This window comes from Thauera sp. (assembly GCF_034003485.1).
Lineage (GTDB): Bacteria > Pseudomonadota > Gammaproteobacteria > Burkholderiales > Rhodocyclaceae > Thauera.
In genome coordinates, this window is record NZ_JAVEYL010000067.1 from 1 (window position 1) to 6,602 (window position 6,602).

Here is a 6,602-nt window from a genome sequence, read left to right on the forward strand (position 1 = left end):
CTCGAATCAGTGCGCTCGCGCGTCAGGCGGGCGGGGTCGTGTTCAGCATCGCGCACGGCGCCGTTCTTTCCATTGGACTCATGGGCATGGCTTACGTCGCCACCGAAGGTGGTGCGCCCTCAACGGTAAGCTACGCGAATACCCGCGGTGACCTGCAGGTCGGCCCGACGGTTGGCGAGGCGGCAATGGCGCTGGCCGATGCCGATCGCGCGCTACCGGCGCTGAAGGCGCCACGCCAGTCCGTGCCGGGGCTCAGCGTGCCTGCGCCGCGTCTTCGCCACGCGGCGGCGCTCGAGGCGCTGGCGCTGCCCGACTTCGACCTGGCTGCCGAGGACGACGACGGCCTGTCGCCGGAGATGGCACGGGTGCGCGACTGGATCTCGGATACCTATCGTGTGTCCGACGAGGTGCTCGAAACCGCGCTGATGGCGGCCGAGGAGTCGGCGCAGGAGCACGGCTTCGACCCCTTGCTGATCGTGGCGATCATGGCGGTGGAGTCCAGCTTCAATCCGCGCGCCGTCAGCAACATGGGGGCACAGGGCTTGATGCAGGTGATCCCGCGCTTCCATCAGGACAAGATCGGCACCAAGCGCGGCAAGTACGCGCTGTTCGACCCCGAACTCAATGTCCGCGTCGGTACCCAGGTGCTGCAGGAGGGCCTGCAACGCTATGGCTCCATGCAGCGCGCACTGCAGTACTACAACGGCGCCTTGAAGGATCCGAATGCGCGTTACACGCGCAAGGTCATGGCGGTGAAGAAGCGACTGGTCGCAGCCTCGGGCCGCGAAGCCCTGGTCCGGAACGAGACGCCCGCGTCCGCCGGCTGAGGCCGTGCCGGCGAGCGTCGCCGGCTCCTCCCCTGGGCTCGACCCTTACAGCTTGAGTCGGGCGATGCGTTCGGCCGCTTCGAGCAGGCGCTCGCGGCGCGTGGTGTAAGCGATGCGCAGGTGCTGGCGCGGCAGGTGATGCCCGAAATCCAGCCCCGGCGTGGCCGCGACACCGGCTTCCTCGATCAGGCGACGCGCGAGCGCTTCCGAATCCTCTGTCAGCTTCGACACGTCGGCGTAGATGTAGAAGGCGCCCTGCGGCTCGGTTGCGACCGTGAAGCCCAGGCTGCGCAGCGCAGGCAGCAGCGTGTCGCGCCGCGCGGCGAACTCGCGGCGGCGCGCTTCGAGGATCTCCAGCGTCTCGGGCCGGAAGGCCGCCAGCGCAGCATGCTGGGCCGGGGTCGACGGCGAGATGAAGAAGTGCTGCGCGAGCTTCTCGATGTCGCGCACGATACCGCTCGGCGCCACCAGCCACCCCAGGCGCCAGCCGGTCATGCCGAAGTACTTCGAGAAGCTGTTGACGATGAACAGGTCGTCGGCGGCGTTCAGCGCGGGGTGGGCGAGGGCGGTGGAGGACTCGACGCCGTAGGTCAGTCCCTGGTAGATCTCGTCGACCAGCAGCACGCCGCGGCGCGCGTGGGTGACACCATGCAGCGCGGCGATCTCGGCAGTGCTCAGCAGGGTGCCGGTCGGGTTGGACGGCGTCGCCACCATCAGACCTCGCACGCGCTCGCTCCATGCGGCGTCCACCTGCGCCGGCGTGGGCTGGTAGCGGCTCGCGGCGTCTACCGGCAGCGCGCGGGCGCAGCCTTCGAAGCTGCGCACCAGATGGCGGTTGGACGGATAGCCCGGATCGGGCAGCAGCCATTCGTCACCCGGGTCGGTGGTGGCGGCGAGGGCCAGCATCAGCGCGCCGGACGCGCCGGAGGTGACGATGATGCGCTCGGGGCTGACGTCGGCGCCGAAGCGGTCATGATAGAAACGCGCGATGGCCTCGCGCAGCGCAGGCAGGCCGAGGCCGGGCGTGTAATGCACGTCTCCGCCGGCGATGAAGCGGGTTGCGGCCTCGACGATGGGCTGCGGCGTCGGAAAGTCCGGCTCGCCGACTTCCATGTGGATGATGTCGCGTCCCTGCGCCTCGAGCTCGCGCGCGCGGCGCAGCAGCTCCATGACGTGAAAGGGCTGGATCTCATCGAGGCGGGTCGAGCGGTGAAGCATGGCATGTGTCCTGTACAGCAAAGGCAGGCATTGTCGCCCGAAAAAGAAAAAGCGCCGACCGGCGGCGCTTTTTCGGTGCGGAGCGCGTCAGCGTCCGGGCAGGCTCAGTCGGCGTTGAGCGCCAGTTCGAACAGTTCGCGCTTGAGCACGAGCTGGCGCGGCAGGCGGTCCTGCAGCTTGTCGAACCATTCCTTGTGCAGGGCGAGTTCGGTGCGCCAGGCGTCGGCGTCCACCTGGGTGAGGGCTTCGAACTCCTCGCGGGTGACGTCGGCGCCGGTCCAGTCGAGGTCCTCGAAACGCGGCATCCAGCCGAGCGCGGTTTCCTTGGCGGCGATCTTGCCCTTGCAGCGGTCGACGATCCACTTCAGCACGCGCATGTTCTCGCCGAAGCCCGGCCACATGAAGTTGCCGTTTTCGTCCATGCGGAACCAGTTCACGCAGAAGATCTTGGGCGTGTTCTCGACCACGTGGCCCATCTTCAGCCAGTGGTTGAAGTAGTCGCCCATGTGATAGCCGCAGAAGGGCAGCATGGCGAACGGGTCGCGGCGCACCACGCCCTGCGCGCCAAAGGCGGCAGCGGTGGTTTCGGAGCCGAGGGTCGAGGCCATGTAGACGCCGAAGTTCCAGTTGAAGGCCTGGTACACCAGCGGCACGGTGGTGGCGCGGCGGCCGCCGAAGATGAAGGCCGAGATCGGCACGCCGGCGGGATCTTCCCAGTTCGGGTCGATCGACGGGCACTGGCTGGCCGGTGCGGTGAAGCGCGAGTTCGGGTGCGCAGCCTTGCGGCCGGTCTCGCGGCCGATCTCGGGCGTCCAGTCCTTGCCTTGCCAGTCGATCAGGTGGGCGGGCGCCTCCTTGGTCATGCCTTCCCACCACACGTCACCGTCGTCGGTCAGCGCGACGTTGGTGAAGATGATGTTTTCCTTCAGCGTCGCCATGGCGTTGAAGTTGGTCTTCTCGGAGGTGCCCGGAGCGACACCGAAGAAACCGGCTTCGGGGTTGATGGCGTAGAACTTGCCGTCCTTGCCCGGCTTGATCCAGGCGATGTCGTCGCCGACGGTCGTGATCTTCCAGCCGTCGAACGACTTGGGCGGGATCAGCATGGCGAAGTTGGTCTTGCCGCAGGCCGACGGGAAGGCGGCAGCGACGTAGGTCTTCTCGCCCTCGGGGGATTCGACGCCGAGGATCAGCATGTGCTCGGCCAGCCAGCCTTCGTCGCGTGCCATCGTCGACGCGATGCGCAGCGCGAAGCACTTCTTGCCCAGCAGCGCGTTGCCGCCGTAGCCCGAGCCGTAGGACCAGATCTCGCGGGTTTCGGGGAAGTGGACGATGTACTTGGTCGTGGGGTTGCACGGCCAGCGGCTGTCCTTCTCGCCGTGCGCGAGCGGGGCGCCCACGGTGTGTACGCACGGCACGAACTCGCCGTCGGTACCGAGCACCTCGATGGCGCCCTTGCCCATGCGGGTCATGGTGCGCATGTTGGTGGCGACGTAGGGGCTGTCGGAGATCTCGATGCCGATATGGGCGATCGGGCTGCCGAGTGGGCCCATCGAGAACGGAATCACGTACATCGTGCGACCGTGCATCGAACCCTTGAACAGGCCGTTCAGGGTGTCGCGCATGACCTTGGGGTCTTCCCAGTTGTTGGTCGGGCCGGCGTCGGCCTTGTCCTGCGAGCAGATGAAGGTGCGGTCCTCGACGCGGGCGACGTCCGAGGGGTCGGAGCAGGCGAGGTAGGAGTTCTTGCGCTTTTCCGGATTGAGCTTGATCAGCATGCCGGACTCGACCATCTCTGCGCACAGGCGGTCGTATTCTTCCTGCGATCCGTCGCACCAGACGACACGGTCGGGCTCGGTCAGGGCGGCGATCTCGCCGACCCACTGCTTCAGGCCTTCGTGGCGAACGTATTCGGGGGCAGCGGCAATGGCCGCCTGGGCGTGGTTCTGAGACATGTGTACAGCTCTCCCGTGCTGTGATGCGAAACCATTCCCGTCGGTCGGCCATCGTTGAAGCAGGTGCTGCCTGGCCGGCGGGCTGCTCGGGCGCCTGCTGGGACGCCCCGACCTCCGCTTGCGACAGACCTTGCGTCAGATCGCAATCGGTGAAAGCCCGTAATTATGCCACGACCAAACCCCTCTTATGAACGGGGACGTAACTATCGGTGAGCGGCGCGCGGACTATTATTGAGGCGGGCGCCGGCACGTCGACTGCGATACGCAGGTTTCACATTGCAAGTTTTCTTTTCGCGATATGAAAAAAAGGCGTTTCGGAGTATCCTGCCCGGGTCGCGCGAGGGCCGTCCGGCTTGCCGAGTTGTCGGGTCCGTCGGCCGTGCGCGGCGCGCACTCCACACCGAAGACGAGACAGGAAGAAGACCATGGATGAACTGATCCGTAGCGCCGCCCTCGATTACCACCGCTACCCGCGCCCCGGGAAGATCTCGGTGACGCCGACCAAGGTGCTGTCCAACCAGCGCGACCTGTCGCTGGCCTATTCGCCGGGCGTCGCGGCGGCGTGCGATGCGATCGTCGAGGACCCCGCGCAGGCGGCCGAGCTCACCGCACGCTCGAACCTGATCGGTGTCGTCACCAACGGTACCGCGGTGCTCGGCCTGGGCAACATCGGCCCGCTGGCGGCCAAGCCCGTCATGGAAGGCAAGGGCGTGCTGTTCAAGAAGTTCGCCGGCATCGACGTGTTCGATCTCGAGATCGACGAGCCTGACGCCGACAAGCTGATCGACATGATCGCCGCGCTCGAGCCCACCTTCGGCGGCATCAACCTCGAGGACATCAAGGCGCCCGAATGCTTCTACATCGAGCAGAAGCTGCGCGAGCGCATGAAGATTCCGGTCTTCCACGACGACCAGCACGGCACGGCCATCGTGGTCGGCGCGGCCATCCTCAACGGCCTGCACCTGCAGGGCAAGGACCTGACGAAGGTGAAGCTGGTGACCTCCGGCGCCGGCGCCGCGGCGCTGGCCTGCCTGGGCCTGCTGGTGAAGCTGGGCGTGCCGGTCGAGAACATCTGGGTCACCGACATCGAGGGCGTGGTCTACGAGGGCCGCACGGCGCTGATGGACCCGATCAAGGCGCGCTACGCCAAGAAGACCGATGCGCGCACGCTGGGCGAGATCATCGAGGGCGCGGACGTCTTCCTCGGCTTGTCGGCCGGCGGTGTGCTGAAGCCGGAGATGGTCGCGAAGATGGCGCCCAATCCGATGATCCTGGCGCTGGCCAACCCCACGCCCGAGATCCTACCCGAGCAGGTGAAGGCGGTGCGCGACGATGCGCTGATCGCGACGGGCCGTTCGGACTACCCGAACCAGGTCAACAACGTGCTGTGCTTCCCCTTCATCTTCCGTGGTGCGCTGGACGTGGGCGCCACGACCATCACCGACGAGATGCAGCTCGCGGCGGTGAAGGCGATCGCCGAACTGGCGCGCGTCGAGCAGAGCGACATCGTCGCCGCCGCCTACGGCGAGAAGGTGGGCGGCTTCGGGCCCGAGTACATCATCCCGCGCCCCTTCGATCCGCGCCTGATCGTGAAGATCGCGCCGGCGGTGGCGGAGGCCGCGGTGGTCTCGGGCGTGGCGACGCGCCCGATCACCGACTGGGATGCCTACCGCGCCCAGCTCAACAACTTCGTGTGGCACTCGGGCCTGATCATGAAGCCGGTGTTCGCTGCCGCGCACAAGAACCCGAAGCGCATCATCTTCTCCGAAGGCGAATCCGAGAAGGTGCTGCGCGCGGTGCAGACGGTGGTCGACGAAGGCCTGGCGCGCCCGATCCTGATCGGCCGGCCGGACATCGTGAAGGGCAACATCGAGCGCTTCGGCCTGCGCATGCTGGCCGATCGCGACTACGAGCTGGTCAACCCCGACTCCGATCCGCGCTTCAACCAGCTGTGGCAGCACTACCATGCGTTGATGGAGCGTCGCGGCGTGTCGGTGGAGTACGCGAAGAAGGAAGTGCGCCGCCGCACCACGCTGATCGGCACGCTGCTGCTGAAGTTCGGCTACGGCGACGGCCTGATCTGCGGCACCTACGGCATGCACCGCCTGCACCGCGAGTTCGTCGAGACGGTGCTCGGCCGGCGCGAGGGCGTGGATCACCTGTACACGGTGAACCTGCTGAGCCTGCCGGGTCGCACGCTGTTCCTGGCCGATACCTACGTCAACTACGATCCCACGCCGGAGCAGGTTGTCGAGATGACGCTGCTGGCCGCCGAGGAGATGAAGCGCTTCGGCGTCGAACCGCGGGTGGCGCTGCTGTCGCACTCGTCCTTCGGTTCGGCCGATTCGCCCACCGCCGAGAAGATGCGCACCGCGCTGCGCATGCTCCACGCGCAGCATCCCGACCTGCCGGTCGAGGGCGAAATGCACGGCGATTCGGCGCTCGACGCCAAGCACCGCCTGCAGATCTTCCCCAACGCCAAGATGCGTGAGGACGCCAACCTGCTGATCTTCCCGACGCTGGATGCAGCCAACATCGCCTTCAACCTGCTGAAGAACGCGGCGGGCGAAGGCATGACGGTCGGTCCGATCCTGCTCGGTGCCTC

4 protein-coding genes are annotated in these 6,602 nt (G+C 66.8%); 2 read left to right on the forward strand and 2 right to left on the reverse strand.

Annotated features, from left to right (window positions below; genetic code table 11):
- The coding region (locus RBT54_RS17915; RefSeq protein ID WP_320368367.1) for a transglycosylase SLT domain-containing protein at positions 1-827 on the forward strand (827 nt) is incomplete at its 5' end.
- Positions 828-872: 45 nt separating this feature from the next.
- Here RBT54_RS17915 and RBT54_RS17920 read toward each other — a convergent pair.
- Together RBT54_RS17920 and RBT54_RS17925 are read right to left on the reverse strand one after the other, a co-directional pair.
- A complete protein-coding gene (locus RBT54_RS17920; RefSeq protein ID WP_320368368.1) occupies positions 873-2,045 on the reverse strand; it encodes a pyridoxal phosphate-dependent aminotransferase in 1,173 nt (390 codons plus the stop codon).
- A 104-nt stretch (positions 2,046-2,149) separates the two neighbouring features.
- Entirely contained in the window at positions 2,150-3,997 is a 1,848-nt protein-coding gene (locus tag RBT54_RS17925) for a phosphoenolpyruvate carboxykinase (GTP) (RefSeq protein ID WP_004258565.1), read from the reverse strand.
- Positions 3,998-4,422: 425 nt separating this feature from the next.
- Between RBT54_RS17925 and RBT54_RS17930 the strand changes: the two genes are divergently transcribed.
- On the forward strand, positions 4,423-6,602 hold a 2,180-nt coding region (locus RBT54_RS17930), incomplete at its 3' end, for an NADP-dependent malic enzyme (RefSeq protein WP_320368369.1).

What these genes read in the sequence shown, in the direction of transcription:
- RBT54_RS17925 (WP_004258565.1), bottom strand. Translation starts at nt 3,997, where the DNA reads ATGTCTCAGAACCACGCCCAGGCGGCCATTGCCGCTGCCCCCGAATAC.
- RBT54_RS17920 (WP_320368368.1), bottom strand. Translation starts at nt 2,045, where the DNA reads ATGCTTCACCGCTCGACCCGCCTCGATGAGATCCAGCCCTTTCACGTC.